The sequence below is a fragment of the Streptococcus sp. Marseille-Q6379 genome (assembly GCF_965119505.1).
On the sequence record NZ_CBCPLV010000002.1, the window covers coordinates 44,567 to 58,889 of the forward strand.

9 protein-coding genes are annotated in these 14,323 nt (G+C 38.3%); all 9 read left to right on the top strand.

Features of this window, described 5'->3' with window-relative positions; translation table 11 throughout:
* Positions 1-278: 278 nt before the first annotated feature.
* The 9 genes from ACWPVZ_RS06990 (at position 279) to ACWPVZ_RS07030 (ending at position 14,052) form a co-directional block, all read left to right on the top strand.
* Positions 279-4,067, top strand: coding sequence for a GbpC/Spa domain-containing protein (locus tag ACWPVZ_RS06990; protein WP_454381555.1), 3,789 nt, complete (start codon positions 279-281; stop codon positions 4,065-4,067).
* Positions 4,068-4,526: 459 nt separating this feature from the next.
* Complete coding sequence (locus tag ACWPVZ_RS06995) at positions 4,527-7,637, top strand: GbpC/Spa domain-containing protein (RefSeq protein WP_454381557.1); 3,111 nt, start codon at positions 4,527-4,529, stop codon at positions 7,635-7,637.
* A 159-nt stretch (positions 7,638-7,796) separates the two neighbouring features.
* Positions 7,797-8,477, top strand: coding sequence for a ribose-5-phosphate isomerase RpiA (gene rpiA / locus ACWPVZ_RS07000; protein ID WP_014634433.1), 681 nt, complete (start codon positions 7,797-7,799; stop codon positions 8,475-8,477).
* 121 nt (positions 8,478-8,598) lie between these two features.
* Positions 8,599-9,810, top strand: a complete 1,212-nt coding sequence (locus ACWPVZ_RS07005) for a phosphopentomutase (RefSeq protein WP_129852212.1) — start codon at positions 8,599-8,601, stop codon at positions 9,808-9,810.
* 1 nt (position 9,811) lies between these two features.
* Positions 9,812-10,357 (top strand): DUF1697 domain-containing protein, encoded by a 546-nt coding sequence (locus ACWPVZ_RS07010; protein WP_201709878.1) that lies wholly within the window; start codon positions 9,812-9,814, stop codon positions 10,355-10,357.
* Positions 10,358-10,375: 18 nt separating this feature from the next.
* A complete protein-coding gene (locus ACWPVZ_RS07015; RefSeq protein ID WP_454381560.1) occupies positions 10,376-11,185 on the top strand; it encodes a purine-nucleoside phosphorylase in 810 nt (269 codons plus the stop codon).
* A 25-nt stretch (positions 11,186-11,210) separates the two neighbouring features.
* Entirely contained in the window at positions 11,211-11,912 is a 702-nt protein-coding gene (locus ACWPVZ_RS07020; RefSeq protein WP_454381562.1) for a LemA family protein, read from the top strand.
* A gap of 182 nt (positions 11,913-12,094) precedes the next feature.
* Complete coding sequence (locus ACWPVZ_RS07025) at positions 12,095-13,342, top strand: chloride channel protein (RefSeq protein ID WP_454381564.1); 1,248 nt, start codon at positions 12,095-12,097, stop codon at positions 13,340-13,342.
* Positions 13,339-14,052, top strand: a complete 714-nt coding sequence (locus ACWPVZ_RS07030) for a type 1 glutamine amidotransferase (RefSeq protein ID WP_201709876.1) — start codon at positions 13,339-13,341, stop codon at positions 14,050-14,052. The genes ACWPVZ_RS07025 and ACWPVZ_RS07030 overlap by 4 nt, the downstream gene beginning before the upstream one ends.
* Positions 14,053-14,323: the final 271 nt, after the last annotated feature.

Here is a 14,323-nt window from a genome sequence, read left to right on the forward strand (position 1 = left end):
CTTGGGGCTCTTTTTGGTGCTATAACAAAAATATTTGCAAAAATAATTAACAAAAATTTTAATGCTAAGCTTATATAATACAATTTAATTCTAATTTTCAGAAGAAGTAACATATAAAATTAAGGTAGCTATCCTTTTAAACTAAAGAATCAATTAAATAATACTTACAAATTGAAAATGAATATAGATTTTTGGAAATATTAAGACAATTCTATTGACAGAAAGTTTAAAAGTGATAGACTTTAGGTGTTAAGAAAATATAGAAGGAAATTTGTGATATGGGAAGAAAAGATTCACAACGTTTTTCAATCAGGAAGTATAGTTTTGGAGCTGCTTCTGTTCTTTTGGGTACAACCATTCTTGCGATGGGGGCAACTGGTGTACATGCAGATGAGGTTTCAACTTCAGCTGCTACTGATACACCACTTAGTGCTTCTGTACTAACAGAAACTGCTGCTGATCCGGCAACGACTGTTGATCATTCAGAGAAGCAAGTTGTTTCTGTCAAAGAAGAAGGAAATACCACTGTAACAACAAGTGTTGTTACAACTGATAGTCTTGAGGATGCTAAAACTTCTGCGGTAAAAGAAGGGGTAGAAGTCGAAGAAACTGCACCTCAAACACATACATCCCTAGAGGGTGCTATTGCTGACAATCAAGCTCAATCAAAAGAGATTAATACGGTTGTTTCTGATTATCAGAAAGCAAAAGAAAGCCACAAAAAAGATGTAGCTGAGTATGATAAAGCTAAGGCTGAGTACGATGCTAAAGTGGCCGAAAAAGCAGCAGCTGATAAAGCAAACGCTGCTTCTAAAGCACAGTATGATACTGATCAAGCTGCTTATGAAAAAGGGTTAGCTAAATACCGAGCTGATAAAAAAGCCTATGATGCAGCATTGGAAGAGTATAATACTCAAAAATTAACTTATGATTCTAAAGTCGCAGAAAAAGCAGCTGCCGATGCAGCTAATGCTAAGTCAGAAGCTGATTATAAGGTACAGTTGGCTGTTTATGAAACTGCTAAGAAGAACTATGAAGCTGCTATGGCTCAGTATACCAAAGACAAGGCAAAATATGATGCTGAGAAGGAAGCTTATGATGCTAAAGTAGCTGAAAAAGTTCGTACAGAAATCGAAAACAAGGCTGCTCAAGAGCAGTATGAGAAAGATTTAGCTACGTATAATGCCGCTTATGAAAAATATCAAACCGATTTAGCTGCCTACAAGACTGCTAAAGCAGCCTACGTTGCTAAAGTAGCCGAAAAAGCAGCAGCTGATGCAGCTAATGCAGAAGCTAAAGCTAAGTATGACGCAGAAATGATCACTTACGAAGCAGCCTTGTCTGAATATAAGACAAATAAGGCTTTGTATGATGCCGCTCTAGCTGAATACAATACGAAAAAAGCAGCCTATGATGCTAAAGTAGCTGAGAAAAGGCAAGCAGAAATTACTGATAAGGCTGCTCAAGAGCAATATGAGAAAGATCTTGCTGCTTACAATACGGCTTACGAAAAATATCAAACTGATTTAGCTGCCTACAAGACTGCTAAAGCAGCCTACGATGCCAAAGTAGCCGAAAAAGCAGCTGCTGATAAGGCAAATGCGGAAGCTAAAGCCAAGTATGATGCAGAAATGGCTGTTTATAATGCAGCTAAAGCACAATACGATAAAGATTTACAAGAATACCAAGCTAAGAAAGCGCAATACGATAAAGATAAAGCAGCCTATGATCAACTTGTTGCTATTAAAGCAGAAGAAGATGCTGCAAAAGCTAAGTATGAAGTTGAGCTTGCAAAATACAATGTAGACCTAGAACAATACGGCAAAGATTTTGCTACCTACCAAACAAAACTTGCTGAATATCAAACAGCTTTGGCACAGTACAAAGATGCTAAGGCAGCCTATGATAAGTACATGAATGATAATGGTTTCCAAGATCTAAAAGATGTAGAAACTGTTCAAGATTTGACCTTCCAACGTGAAGGTGGAGCCATTCATACCATCGATGGCATCAGTGCTTATCTCACTCGTGATGCTCAAGCTCGTTTGAATACAAGCAATGTCCATCAGTATGATTCCAATAAATTGGAAGCTTCAGATATTGTAGCAACTAGTCCTTGGGCTAATAATGAAACTGAGTATATTCAAGTTAAGGAAGGCGATAAATTTGTTGTTACTTATGATAACTTGAATCAGTCAAGCATGCGTGAAAATACGGATATGCATCCAATCAAGCGAGTGATTTATCGCTATGAAATTTTGAGTCTTCCATCAAATGACGGTAAAGGAATTGCAGCCGTTAGCTCAGACCCAACTGTAACACTAACAGTCGGTGCTTCAACAGACCAAAATAAACCAGTTAAAGTTGCTGTAGATGTTGAATTCTATGATGGTAATGGCAATAAGTTTGATTTGACACAGCACAATGCGATTGTTGCTTTGAACTCTCTTAACCACTGGACAGGTGCTTCTTATGTAGATAGTGGGGATAAACCTCGTGCCCTTACAGTAGAAGCCAAGGATAAAGATGGTAACACTGTTCGAGGATCTTGGAATCCATATGCAGATGGTTCATCAATGAGCATTGAAAACAATGCAGTTGTTGTTAAAAATGGAACAGCTGACTTTGGTACTGCTGACGTCACTATCTCTGCTGAAAACCCAATCAAGATTGTGGCACAAAAAGCAACGTGGAATGGTAGTGAATTTACAGTTAGTGAAGAAACTGTTATTGACGCAACTTCAGTCAATGTTTCAGGTGCTGGGAATGGTCACTCTATCGGAACAGATGAGTTCACATTAGATGGTAAAGATGATGTTATCGGTTCTTATACGATTGATCCAACTTCAGGACGTATCATCTTTACTCCTAAGAAGAAATTTGAAAATGTAGAGCACCAAGAATCTGTAAATGTTGGAAACAATAAATACATTCCAATTCCAAATTCAAGTGTTTCTTACGATTCTGCTACAAAAGAGGTGACATCATTTAAAGATAACCAATACATTGAACATGGATCTATCTTTAATGGTGAATCTTCAACGACTCTTGAAGGTTGGGACAATCCATCTTCTCCATACCTCTATTATGGTGGAGCAGGCTTGAAGATGGCTGATGGTCACTTGGTATTTACGGCCAATGGAGCTAATGCATCTGGTCAACCAACGGTTTACTGGTTTGCGATTAACTCAAACGTTGGTATTCCAAAAAATCCAGGTGAAGCGCCAAAAGAGCCAACAGCTCCTGAAGAACCAAAGGCTCCAACACCACCAACGATTACATTGGAAGTTCTTCCAGCGGTACCAACAGAACCAACTCCGCCAACAGCCCCTACGGCACCAACAGAACCTAACTATACAGTTGTTACAGTTGATGCAGAGGAACCTAAGGCTCCAACAGAACCAAAAGCTCCAACGCCACCAACTCCGACAGTTGTTGAAGTTCCAGCGGAACCAAGCAAACCAGAAGAACCTAAAGCGCCAACACCACCGACAGAACCTAACTACACTGTGGTTACAGTTGATGCAGAGGAACCTAAGGCTCCAACAGAACCAAAAGCTCCAACGCCGCCAACTCCAGCTTTAGTTGAAGTGCCAGTAGAGCCACGTAAGATTACGGCACCAGTAGAACCTAAGGCTCCGACTCCACCTACACCTGTAGTTGTAGAGATACCTGGTGAGCCAACAAAACCAACGCCACCAACAGAGCCAACAGCTCCAACACCACCAACTATGGTCACAGTTAATGTTCCTAATAAACCTGTTTCACCTAAAGAACTTGTAGCTCCTAAGGTGAAATGGCATAAAAATTATCTTGTTGAGCGAGTAACTCGTCCAGTGCCAACGCCACCAACAACTCCTCAAAAACCAAAAACTCCTGGAACACCTACAGGACCAAGTGTAACACCAACTTCTTCTGTGATTGCTAAGCAAGAAACAGAAAGAAATAATAGTGGACAATTGCCAGAAACAGGTGATTCTAACCAAAAATTAGCATCTGTAACAGGTGTAGGCTTGCTTACAATGGCACTTACAGGTCTATGGTCAACTCGCAAACGTAAACATTAATAAGATAAAATAAAAGATTAGGTTGTTTTGTTATGCAAGACGTCTAGTCTTTTTTAGTTACTTATTGATAGATGTTTGTCTTTTAAAATAAGCTTTAATGTTAAAACTAATATAGAAAGATAAAGGAGAGAATCTAGGTAGATAGCTATCCGAAAGCTAAATATCACAATGAAAATCAAAATGAAAGCTTATTATCGCTTGTTTTTCATGATTTTTTCAATAAAAAAACATTAAAGTGAATCATCCTGTATATTATAAAATTAAACCTTCTATTTACAACGAAAACACTATTTATTATAGGGTTTTATCTATCAAATACTTTGATATTAAAAAGTATTTGAATTTAAGAATCTAATAAAATTTAAAGGAATGGATGTTTTTATGAGATATCTCAAATTGACAAGGTTCTTTCTTTTGTTAGAATATGAACATAACTAAATATAGAAGGACGTAATTTAAATGGGGAAAAAGGAATTACAACGTTATTCACTCAGAAAGTCTAGCCTTGGTGCGGCTTCTGTTCTTTTGGGGACTGCAGTTCTTGCAGTAGGAGCTTCAAATGCAAGCGCTGATGAAGTATCAACAACTACAGATTCAGTAACACCAGCAGTTGAAGCAACAGATGCTGTTGAAGAAAGCACTTCTGCCGTAGCAGATTCAACTGAGAAGAAGGTTGTTAACGTTACTGAAGAAGGCAACACAACTGTTACAACGAGTGAAGTAACAAATACAAGCTTAGAAGCTGCAAAAACAGCTGCAACTAACGAAGGGGTTGAGGTTAAGGAAGAACCTGCTCAAACCAAAGAAACTGTTGAAGCAGCTGCTGCAGATAATAAAGCACAAGCAGAGAAAATCAATACAGTCGTTTCAGATTATAAAGCGGCTAAAGAACAATACAAGTCAGATAAAGCTGACTATGATAAAGCAAAAGCAAACTACGATGCCAAATTAGCTGAGAAAGCACTTGCTGATAAAACAAATGCTGAAGCTCAGGCTAAATATGATACTGAAAAAACAGCTTATGATAAAGCTTCAGAGCAATACCAAATTGCTAAGCAAGCTTATGACTCAGCCCTTTCAGAGTACAAGACTAAGAAAGTTACTTATGATGCTAAGGTAGCAGAAAAAGAAGTAGCTGATAAAGAAAATGCCTTGTCTGCAGCTAAATACCAAGCAGAATTGGCAACTTATAACCAAGCGAAAGCTGATTATGAAGCAGCTCTTGCACAGTACAATAGCGATAAAGCCAAATACAATGCTGAAAAAGCTAATTATGATAATAAAGTAGCTGAAAAAGTTGTTACTGAAAAACGTAACGCTGAAGCTGAAGCTAAATATCAAACTGAGCTAGCAGCATATAATGAAGCAAAAGCTAAATATGATGTAGAAAAAGCAGCATATGACAAGAATCTTGAACTTTATAATGCTAAGAAAATAGCTTATGAAGCAGATCTTGAAACAAAACAAGCTATTGAAAAATACAATGCAGATGCTAAAGCTAAATACGAAGCAGCCTTGGTTGTCTACAATGAGCAAAAAGCTAAATATGACCAAGAATACCTTGAGTATCAAAACAAATTAGCTGTCTACCAAACAGCACTTAAACAATACCAAGAAGCTAAAACAGCTTACGATAAATACATTAATGATCCTGTATATCGTAACCTTAAAGATGCTGAAGTTGTTCAAGAATTGACCTTCCAACGTGAAAACGATGCAACACACAAAGTTGAAGGTGTAAGTAACTACTTGACAAAAGAAGCACAAGAGCGTCTTAACACAAGTAATGTTTTCCAATATGACTCTAACAAGTTACAAGCATCTGACATTGTTTCAAATAGCCCTTGGACAAATACTGAAGACGAGTGGGTTCAAGTTAAAGAAGGTGACAAATTTGTTGTTACATATGATGGTTTGAACCAATCAAGCATGATTGTTGAGAATGAAGCATCAGCAATCAAACGTGTTGTTTACCGCTACGAAATTGTTAGCCTTCCATCAAACGACGGAAAAGGTATCGCGAAAATCAGTAAGGATCCAACAGTAACTATGACAGTTGGTGCATCAACTGATCAAGATAAACCAGTTAAAGTAGCAGTAGATGTTGAGTTTTACGATAAAGATGGTAAAATGTTCAACCTTAGTGAGCGTAATGCTATCGTAGCACTTAACTCACTAAACCACTGGAATGGTGCAGCTTATGTTGAAACATCTGAGCGCCCACGTCCACTTACAGTAGAAGCGAAAGACGTTAATGGTAATACTGTCCGCGGTACATATAATCCTTACGCAGATGGCTCTACTTTGGCAATCCAAAACGGTGAAGTTGTTACTAAATCTGGATACGCTGATTTCGGTGGCGCTACTGTTAACATTTCTGATGAGAACCCACTTAAGGTAGTTGTTCCTATCACTGACTGGAATGGTTCAGAATGGGTTGTCTCACGTGAAATTCCATCTGATGTAACAACTCTTAATGCTTCAGGTAGTGGTAATGGACACGCTCTTGGTAACCAAGATTATACATTTGGTGATAAAGATGATGTTATTGGTTCGTACAGCGTTTCTGCTGAAACTGGTTTGATTACATTCACACCTAAGAAAAAATACCAATCAACACGTCACCAAGAATATGTTAATATTGGTGATAACCAATTCATCGCTATTCCAAAATCATCAGTTACTTATGATACTGCTACTAAAGAAGTAACATCAGTCAATGATAACCAATACATTGACCATGGTGCAGTCTTTAATGGTGAGACAACATCAGAATTGACAGGTTGGGATAACGCTGATTCACCTTACCTCTATTATGGAGGTGCAGGTATCAAGATGACAAATGGTCACTTGGTATTTACTGCTGAAGGTGCAAATGCTGATGGTGCACCAACAGTATACTGGTTCGCAATCAACTCTAATCTTGGTTTGCCTAAGAATCCAGGTGAAAAACCTGAAGAGCCTAAGGCACCAACACCACCAACAGCACCGGTTAAACCAGTTATTAAAACAGTTGGTATCAATCCACAAGAACCAACACCACCAACACCACCAAAAGAGCCAGTGGCACCAATGCCACCAACTCCAGAGGTAGTTGAAGTACCTGGTAAACCACAAGAACCAACACCACCAACAGGTCCAACGGCACCAACGCCACCAACACCAAAAGTGGTTGAAGTACCTGGTAAACCACAAGAACCAACACCACCAACAGGTCCAACGGCACCAACGCCACCAACACCAAAAGTAGTTGAAGTTCCTGCTAAACCAGTAGAACCTAAAACTCCTGAAAAACCAAGTGTTGTATGGCACAAGAACTATGTCGTTGAGAGAGAGTCTCACGTGGTACCACCAACACCACCGACTCCACAAACACCACCAACACCTGTTACTCCTCCAACTCCAGTGACACCGCCAACTACACCAACTCCAGATACTGAAGTTCCTGTAGTGCCTCAAGCTGAGTTGCCACAAACTGGTGAGCACACTAGCAATGCTGGATTTATTGGACTTCTTTCAATGATTTTTGCAGCCTTTGTAGGATTCTTCAAACGTCGAAAAGAAGATTAAGTGGTGCTATTAAATTAGTTCCCCATCAAAACTAGATTCTATTTAGAATCTAGTTTTTATTTTTGCTAGGTTTTACTCCCTCGTATCATTTCTATTTACTGTTGAAACATGTTATAATTGTTTTGAACGACTATTATAGAAAGATGCAAGGAGACGAGCATGGAAGAACTTAAGAAAATCGCTGGCGTAACCGCTGCCAAATACGTTGAAGATGGAATGGTTGTTGGACTCGGTACAGGGTCAACAGCTTATTTCTTCGTGGAGGAAATTGGCCGTCGTATTAAGGAAGAAGGCCTTAGTGTTGTTGGAGTAACGACATCAAGTCAAACCACTAAACAAGCTGAAGGTTTAGGTATTCCTTTGAAGGCAGTGGATGATATTGACAGTATTGATGTTACTGTTGATGGCGCCGACGAAGTAGACCCTCAACTCAATGGGATTAAAGGTGGCGGTGGTGCCCTTCTGATGGAAAAAATCGTCGCTACACCTACGAAAGAATATATCTGGGTAGTTGATGAGTCAAAAATGGTTAATCAATTAGGTGCTTTCAAATTACCAGTTGAAGTGGTTCAATATGGTGCTGATCGTCTCTATCGTGTCTTTGAGTCGAAGGGCTATAAGCCATCATTCCGACTTACGGAGGAAGGTAATCGCTTTGTTACAGATATGAAGAACTATATCATCGATCTTGATTTAGGTAAGATTGAAAATCCAGTAGCTCTTGGTGAAGAACTAAAAGCTATGACAGGTGTTGTCGATCATGGATTGTTCAATGGTATGGTTAACAAAGTCATCGTTGCAGGAAAAGACGGTGTTAAGGTCGTTGAAGTCAAGGCCTAGTTCAATTTTGATTTCCCCTCACTTTTAATGAGGAAAACTAATTAATTTTTGTCAAACTATTAAATAATATAGAAAGGCAAGAGGTAATTTCGAAAAGATTTTATCTCTTTGTGGTGTTGTTATGTCCAAATTTAACCGAATGCATTTAGTCGTTCTTGATTCAGTAGGAATTGGTGCTGCTCCAGATGCCAATGACTTTGTCAATGCAGGTGTGCCAGATGGTGCTTCAGATACCCTTGGTCATATCTCTAAATCAGTAGGATTGAATGTGCCAAATATGGCTAAGCTTGGTCTAGGAAATATTCCTCGTGAAACACCTTTGAAAACAGTACCAGCAGAAAGTAACCCAACTGGTTATGCAACAAAATTGCAGGAAGTTTCTCTTGGTAAGGATACGATGACTGGTCACTGGGAAATCATGGGTCTCAATATTACTGAACCTTTTGATACCTTCTGGAACGGATTCCCAGAAGAAATTCTCACTAAAATTGAGGAATTCTCAGGTCGTAAAGTCATTCGTGAAGCTAATAAACCATACTCAGGTACAGCTGTTATTGAAGACTTTGGACCTCGTCAAATGGAAACTGGTGAATTGATTATTTACACTTCAGCTGACCCAGTTCTTCAAATTGCTGCACACGAAGACATTATTCCATTGGATGAGTTGTATCGTATTTGTGAATATGCGCGTTCAATTACCCTTGAGCGTCCAGCTCTTCTAGGGCGTATCATTGCTCGTCCTTACGTTGGTGAGCCTGGAAACTTCACTCGTACATCTAATCGTCGAGATTTGGCTGTTTCACCATTTGCACCAACTGTTTTGGATAAATTGAATGAAGCTGGTATTGATACTTATGCCGTTGGTAAAATCAATGATATTTTCAACGGAGCTGGTATTAACCACGATATGGGCCACAACAAATCAAATAGCCATGGTATTGATAATTTGATTAAAGCTATGACTTCTAAAGATTTCAAACATGGCTTCTCATTCACAAACTTGGTAGACTTCGACGCCCTTTATGGACACCGTCGTGATCCACATGGATATCGTGATTGTTTGCACGAATTTGACCAACGTTTGCCTGAAATCATTGCTGCCATGCGTGAAGATGATCTCTTGATGATTACAGCAGACCACGGAAATGATCCAACTTATGCAGGTACAGACCATACTCGTGAATATATTCCTTTCTTGGCTTATAGCCCATCATTCAAAGGAAATGGACTTATTCCAGTAGGTCATTTCTCTGACATCTCAGCAACTGTCGCTGAAAACTTTGGTGTAGATAAAGCCATGATTGGTGAAAGCTTCTTGGATAAACTTGTCTAAAATGAAGCGCTATGCATTTTTGGTTCGTGGGATAAACGTTGGTGGTCGTCACAAGGTAGTCATGGAAGAATTTTGTCATGAGTTAAAAGAACTTGGGATGTCAAATGTTTCTTCCTATATAAATAGTGGAAATTTTTTCTTCGATTCATCCTTGATGAAAGTGGAACTCCTCTTAGTTTTAGAGAGATTTCTTAATAAGACTTATCCATTTATTAAGGTGTTTTCTCTTTTTACTCTAGAAGATTACCAAAATGAAGTGGCATCTTTACCTAAGTGGTGGGAAGATGATTTCTATAGAAAAGATGTGCTCTTATATACTGAAAGACTTGATAAGAACGAAATGAGGAATGTTATTGAGTCTTTAGAGTTGGGAGATGAAATTATTCATCTTGGTCAACTTGGGATATACTGGGGTAAATTTGATAAATCAAGCTATAACCAAACGGCTTATCATAAGAAGCTATTGAAAGCATCTTTTTATCCTTATATAACCATTCGAAATGCAAGAACATTTTCAAAAATTGGTCACTTTTTAAGAATGAAATAAAATTAAGGGAGAATTAACATGTCGCTACTTGAAAAAATTAGAGTTACTCAAGCATTTTTGGAAAGCAAAGGAATTGAAAAACCTGAGTTTGGTTTAATTTTGGGTTCTGGACTTGGCGAGTTGGCTGAAGAAGTTGAAGACGCAGTTGTCATTGACTATGCGGATATTCCAAACTGGGGACAGTCAACGGTTGTCGGTCATGCTGGAAAACTTGTTTATGGAACTTTGTCTGGACGTAAGGTTTTAGCTCTTCAAGGACGTTTCCATTTTTATGAAGGAAATCCGCTTGAAGTAGTTACTTTCCCTGTACGTGTTATGAAAGCTCTTGGATGCGAAGGAGTTGTTGTAACCAATGCAGCAGGTGGTATCGGCTTTGGTCCAGGTACTTTGATGGCCATCACTGACCACATCAACATGACTGGTCAAAACCCATTGATTGGAGAAAACTTGGATGATTTTGGTCCTCGTTTCCCTGATATGTCTAAATCGTATACTCCAGAATACCGTGAGACTGCACATCGAGTTGCTGACAAATTGGGCATTAAATTAGATGATGGTGTCTATATCGGTGTAACTGGTCCAACTTACGAAACTCCAGCTGAAATTCGTGCTTATAAGACTCTTGGTGTAGATGCTGTTGGGATGTCAACTGTCCCTGAAGTCATTGTTGCAGCACATTCTGGTTTGAAAGTTCTTGGTATTTCATGTATTACCAACTTTGCGGCTGGTTTCCAAGAAGAACTCAATCACGAAGAAGTTGTGGAAGTGACAGAACGTGTTAAAGGGGATTTCAAAGGCTTGCTGAAAGCTATTTTGGCTGAACTTTAAAAAGGAATAATTGATGTCAAACTTAATGAATAATCCATTATTTCGTATCATTCGTGGAGTTTTTATAATTGCTTTCCTAACCATGGTTTGGTTGGTTATATTTTCTGCTATAGATACAAGTGGTAGTGAGATAGATTATGAACCATTTCAAGGAGCATCTATCGTATTTGCAGTTTTAAGCTATATCATAATAGTGTTTCTATTTCAATACCATAAAGTTGTTAACTTAAAAGAGTCAATTAAATCATCATACAGTGCAATTGAAATTAAAGAGCAGTATGTGGAAAAATTGATTGTACAACTGCGAGAACTGACTGATAAGATTGTAGACCATGAGTTAAAAATGTCTGTTAGAAAAAATGTTTCAGAATTGTTAGAGGAAAAAAAGTCTGTCAACAATTTGACTAACGATGAAAACAAAGCTAATCATTCAGAATCTAAGCGGAAGTCTTACGGTGAGTCTGGCAATTTTTCTAAACATGAATACTCTACTAAACTAGAGGAAACGAAGAATAAAATTATAGAGGAAATCGAAAGAGATACAAATATTACAGCTGATCAAAGTATAAAGGATTTGATTGCTGAGATTAAAGAGTCAGAAGTACTTGTTGCTAATCAAAAATTATACTACAATGAAATGGTGTCGCAATATAATAAAACAATTTACAGTTTGCCACTTGCTTTGTTAAGAACAACTTTAGGTCATTCAGAGATAAACTACTTATAACATAGAACAAAATCATTAAGACTAGAATATAGTTAAAAAGGTCAAAGAATGAAAGCTAGTTTTAGTTTTTCTAATTCAGCACGAGATTGCTTTACTATGAAATAAAAACAAAGAAGGGATTGACCCTACTCTAAAGACAGTAGGAAAAGTTGGTTAAAGCAATTTTAGCCATACTCTAATATATGGGTAATCAAGAGAAAAAGAGTTTGACTTGGCTCCCCAAGTCGATTAGGTTAAGTTTGGCTGTTTTGACAACCGGAATAGCTTCTGGTCTGATTGGTATTCTTTGCCACTATCTTTTAGATTTTATAAAATTTCTTGCTTTTGGTAACGATACGTCAGATCTCTTGTTACAATTTAACTCTATAAGTGCTTATCGACGCTTCGTAGTTATAGTGGTAGCTGGTGTCTTAGCTAGTATCTTTTGGTATTTCCTTCAGCGACGAGTGTCCCTTCTTTCCATTAGAAAGGCTAAGCAACTCGTTGGCAAGAAGAGTCCAAATTTTCTTGGCCAAAGTCTACATGCTTTGGTGCAGGTAGCAATCGTTGGAGCAGGTGCTTCGGTAGGCAAGGAAGCAGCTCCACGAGAATTAGGTGCCTTATGTGCTGGCAGTTTATCAAAAAAACTGGGTTTAGAAATTCCTGAAAGACAACTCATGATTGCATGTGGTGCAGGAGCAGGTTTAGCCGCGGTTTACCAAGTTCCCTTTGCCAGTACACTGTTTGTTTTGGAAATCTTGAGAGTTTCTTGGAAACTAAAAAACATTGGCATCATTCTTGCGACAACCTATTTGTCAGCTTATTGTGCTCGTCCAATTGTTGGTGGGAAAGCTATATATTTAGTTGATAAAGTAAGCTTACATCCTACTAGTTTGATACAGATTCTTGTTTTGACGCTGTTTGTAACTCCGCTTGCTCTTATATTTAAAGTTTTAGCTAAAAAGGCGAGTAAAAGTCGTATAACAGATAAACATATTCTCTGGACCATGCCCGTCTCTTTTATAATATTAGCTGGTATTGTAGCTTTCTATCCTATAATCATGGGAAATGGTCAGGTTCTAGCACAATGGATGTTTTCTGGAGGAACTTCGGAATACCTTCCGATTTTGCTAGTAATCAAAGGGCTTATTGTGTGCTTGTTGCTATGGTCAGGTACTTATGGAGGGACACTGACGCCTTCGTTTACTTTAGGTGTCGGATCGGGTTTCTTATTAACAAGGTGTCTTGAGACTTTTGGTTTATCCCTAAATCCTAATCTAGGAATGTTACTTGGTGCAACTATATTTTTAGTAACAACTTTGGATGCTCCTCTGACGGGAATAGCCTTAGTTCTAGGTTTTACCGGTCAAGGAGGACTGGTAGCAGTTCCTCTAATCTTAGCGGGTCTACTATCAAGGATAATTAATAATAGATGGAAGAAAAAACAATGAATATTCATTTTATCTTACACGAAACGTTTGAAGTTCCAGGAGCCTATTTAAAATGGGCTCAAGACCGTGGACATAATATCACATCAACCAAGGTATATGAGGAAGAGTTCCTTCCTGAAACCGTTGAAGGTATTGATTTTCTAATTGTGATGGGTGGTCCTCAGTCACCTGATGAGGATCGTCAGACCTTTCCTTATTATGACCCAAACGCTGAGATTGTATTTATGCAAAAAGCAATTGCTGCTGATATCTATATTGTTGGTGTATGTTTGGGAGCTCAGCTTCTGTCTGTAGCCTATGGTGGTAAGTATGAGCATAGTCCAGAACGCGAAATTGGTGTGTTTCCAATAACACTTACGGATGATGGATTAGCTGATGAGCATGTCAAAGGTTTTGGCACAACTCTCAATACTGGCCACTGGCATGGTGATATGCCTGGATTGACTGATAATGCAGTTGTTCTTGCTACTAGTCAAGGTTGTCCACGTCAAATTATTCGCTTTAGTCCTAAACACTATGCCTTCCAAGCACACCTAGAGTTTGATTCCCAAGCCATTGATTTACTCATAGCTGCGGATGGCGAAGAACATTTGCGTAAGCAAAATAAGGAGTTACCTTTTGTTCAAACACCTGAACAATTGCGTACCCACGATTATTCAGAAATGAACAAGAAGTTATATGATTTTCTTGATTCATTGACTCAAGCTTAATCCACTTTTAAAAAGTATTTCTTTATCAACTATATAATAGTAGAAAAATTATTTAAAAATAAAAAATAAGAATGGTAGATAGTGTGTTCAGGTTGCTCTTTTACCATCTAAAATAGAAATTACGGGTTAACTGTATTCACTAAATTGAATACGGGCGGAGAACGAAGTAAAAAGATAAACTGTCTAGCATTTATAATGTGTTGTCAGTTTCCAATTATTATTTTGTTCTCTGTCGCCTGTCCTGTATATAAAAAATGAAAGGAAGGGTAGT